This window comes from Coprobacter sp., assembly GCF_982436375.1.
Genome location: NZ_CEWDCG010000300.1, coordinates 1 through 2,519 on the forward strand (window position 1 = coordinate 1; position 2,519 = coordinate 2,519).

The 2,519-nt window shown below is 39.3% G+C and carries 2 protein-coding genes; both read left to right on the plus strand.

Features of this window, described 5'->3' with window-relative positions; genetic code table 11:
- The first annotated feature begins 235 nt into the window (after window positions 1-235).
- Entirely contained in the window at window positions 236-904 is a 669-nt protein-coding gene (locus AC1WHX_RS11860; RefSeq protein WP_270214832.1) for a bifunctional 4-hydroxy-2-oxoglutarate aldolase/2-dehydro-3-deoxy-phosphogluconate aldolase, read from the plus strand.
- 79 nt (window positions 905-983) lie between these two features.
- Window positions 984-2,423 carry an MFS transporter gene (locus tag AC1WHX_RS11865; protein ID WP_009317632.1) on the plus strand — a complete coding sequence of 480 codons (1,440 nt, stop codon included), beginning with the start codon at window positions 984-986 and terminating at the stop codon, window positions 2,421-2,423.
- The last annotated feature ends 96 nt before the right edge of the window (window positions 2,424-2,519 follow it).

Sequence of the window (2,519 nt, forward strand, 5' to 3'; positions counted from 1 at the left end):
CATCATGTCTGAAACATACCATTTACGGAGACTTCAATTTGGTAACGGTAGAAGAAGTCGAGAAACTGATGAGCGGTGATGCTTCGGGTAGAGTGTCGAGATAAAATGCGATTACTTAAAACCTGTCTAAATTTTCCGATAAAAGATTATCTAAACAGGTTTCCATTTTTATAATATAGAGAAGTCCTTTACCAAATCACTTCTCAATTATTATTTCGTTTTATACAAAAATAATATGGCAAGATTTTCAAAAATAGAGGTACTCAACGCTATGGCCTCTACAGGTATGGTACCTGTGTTCTACAATAAAGACGTTGAGATTGCAAAAAGCGTAGTAAAAGCATGTTACGAAGGCGGAGTAAGAGCTTTCGAATTTACTAATCGCGGAGACTTCGCCCAAGATGTTTTTGCGGAATTAGTAAAATTTGCAGCAAAAGAATGTCCTGAAATGATCTTAGGAATCGGCTCTATCGTCGATCCGGGAACAGCATCTTTATATATACAATTGGGAGCAAACTTTGTTGTCGGTCCGTTATTTAATCCTGAAATAGCAAAAGTTTGTAACCGTCGTCTTATCCCTTATACTCCGGGATGCGGATCGGTATCTGAAATCGGATTTGCACAGGAAGTCGGTTGTGATCTCTGTAAAGTATTCCCTGCAGGAAACGTCGGAGGTCCGTCATTCGTAAAAAATGTAAAAGCTCCTATGCCCTGGTCTATGCTTATGGTCACCGGAGCTGTAGAACCTACCGAAGAAAATCTCTCAGCATGGGTCAAAGCCGGAGTTACATGTGTAGGTATGGGCTCGAATCTCTTCCCTGCAGACATCATAAAAGCAAAAGACTGGGCTGCCATTACAAATAAATGCAAAGAGGCACTGGCAATTATTAAGAAATACAGATAAACACATATAAAAATACTTTTCCGATTCTTTTATCGGAAAAGTATTTTTTCATTTGAAAAACACAAAAACAGAACAAATAATGAGTAGATTACAAGAAAACGCCGCGAAAATGACAAATTACAGATGGGCGATCTGCGCCATGTTATTTTTCGCAACAACTGTCAATTATCTCGACAGACAAGTATTATCATTAACGTGGGATGAGTTCATAAAGCCCGAATTCCATTGGGATGAATCACACTACGGAACTATCACATCCGTATTTTCAATCGTATATGCGATATGCATGTTATTCGCAGGTCGATTTATCGATTGGATGGGAACAAAAAAAGGATATTTATGGTCTATCGGTGTATGGTCGGCCGGAGCATGTCTCCATGCTGTATGCGGTATCATCACCGAATCATACGTAGGATTGCATAGTGCCGCCGAGCTAATGAGCGCAACTGGAGATGTCGCAGTTATTATCGCAACGATAAGCATGTATTGCTTTCTTGCCGCCAGATGCGTATTGGCATTAGGTGAAGCCGGAAACTTCCCTGCAGCGATTAAAGTAACAGCAGAATATTTCCCTAAAAAAGACCGCGCTTATGCAACATCTATTTTTAATGCAGGTGCTTCGATCGGAGCATTGATTGCACCGCTAAGCATTCCCGTATTGGCGAAAATCTGGGGATGGGAAATGTCTTTTATTATCATCGGTGCTCTCGGATTCGTATGGATGGGATTCTGGGTATTTATGTACAGCGCTCCTTCTAAAAGTAAATTTGTAAATAAAGCAGAATTAGAATATATCGAACAGGATAAAGATCAAGATGTAACTCCCGTCGAAGAACTGAAGGAAGCCCGCAAAATGAGCTTTTTGGAATGTTTTTCTTATAAACAGACATGGGCTTTTGCTTTCGGAAAATTCATGACAGACGGAGTTTGGTGGTTTTTCCTTTTCTGGACACCATCTTATTTAAATACTCAGTTCGGAATTAAAACATCCGAAGGATTAGGGATGGCCTTGATTTTTACACTTTATGCCATCACGATGTTATCTATTTACGGCGGTAAATTACCGACCATATTTATCAATAAAACCGGGATGAATCCTTATGCTGCTCGTATGAAAGCTATGCTCATTTTTGCATTTTTCCCATTACTTGTATTATTAGCCCAACCTTTAGGTACAATTTCTCCTTGGTTTCCTGTAATTATGATCGGAATCGGAGGTGCAGCACATCAGTCATGGTCTGCCAATATTTTCTCTACTGTAGGCGATATGTTCCCTAAAAGTGCAATTGCTACTATCACCGGTATCGGCGGTATGGCAGGAGGTGTAGGATCTATGATCTTACAGAAATGTGCGGGTAACCTATTTGTATATGCAGATGAAATACAAATGGAATTCATGGGATTTATAGGTAAACCGGCTGGATATTTCATTATTTTCTGCATCTGCGCCGTAGCATATTTGATCGGCTGGATCGTTATGAAAACTCTCGTACCGAAATACAAACCGATTGAATTATAAAAATATACAAGGTTTTTACCCGATAAAAAATCCCGGAATCTGCCGGGATTTTTTTATTTATAATATTCCCCTATGTATTTATTTGATATTTATTAC

What these genes read in the sequence shown, in the direction of transcription:
- AC1WHX_RS11860 (WP_270214832.1), top strand. Translation starts at nt 236, where the DNA reads ATGGCAAGATTTTCAAAAATAGAGGTACTCAACGCTATGGCCTCTACA.
- AC1WHX_RS11865 (WP_009317632.1), top strand. Translation starts at nt 984, where the DNA reads ATGAGTAGATTACAAGAAAACGCCGCGAAAATGACAAATTACAGATGG.